1 protein-coding gene is annotated in these 719 nt (G+C 49.4%); it reads left to right on the top strand.

Going from position 1 to position 719, the window contains the following annotated elements:
• Positions 1–719 (top strand): condensation domain-containing protein (locus BB427_RS23025; RefSeq protein ID WP_254663694.1); only part of this gene is annotated, 719 nt, incomplete at both ends.

Raw genomic sequence — 719 nt, 5'->3', positions numbered from 1 at the left:
ACTTTATCGTTACACGGGGCAACATGATATCTGTTTGGGTAGTCCGATAGCGAACCGTCACTATGGTGAAACGGAAGGGCTGATAGGGATGTTTGTGAACACCTTGGCGCTACGGAATCAGGTGGATGGTGAGCAAGGGTTTGATGCGTTGTTGGCACAGGTAAAGGAGACGTGTTTACAAGCGTATGCACATCAGGATACGCCGTTTGAGAAGGTGGTAGATGCAGTGCAGCCGGATAGGAATACGGGGATAAGTCCGTTGTTCCAGGTGATGTTTGTGTTGCAGAACACTCCACAGGAAGAGGCGGGCGCGCACATTAGGTCATATCCATTAGGGGCAGAGAGCAGTAAATTTGATATCACCCTGACTTTCACAGAAAGTGCGGATGGGTTGTCGGGCGCACTACAATATAAAACTGCGCTCTATGAGGCGAGTACGATAGCGAGAATGGCGGAGCACTTCAGTGGGTTTTGTGAAGCAATAGTACGAGCGCCGAGCCAGCGAGTGAATGAAGTTGAGTTTATTAGTGCGGCGGAGAAGCAACGGTTATTGGTGGAGTTTAACCAGACGGCGGCGAGTTATCCGCAGGATAAATGTATCCATGAGTTGTTTATGGAGCAGGTGGCGGCCCATCCAGATAAGATTGCGGTGGTTTATGAAGGGCAACAATTAACATATCAAGCGTTATACGAGCAAAGTCATGCCCTAGCGGTATACC

It is taken from the genome of Pseudoalteromonas sp. BMB (genome assembly GCF_001709235.1).
Classification (GTDB): Bacteria; Pseudomonadota; Gammaproteobacteria; order Enterobacterales; family Alteromonadaceae; genus Pseudoalteromonas; species Pseudoalteromonas maricaloris.
The sequence above is the reverse complement of the archived record's forward strand: the minus strand, read 5'-3'. Positions and strand labels throughout refer to the sequence as shown.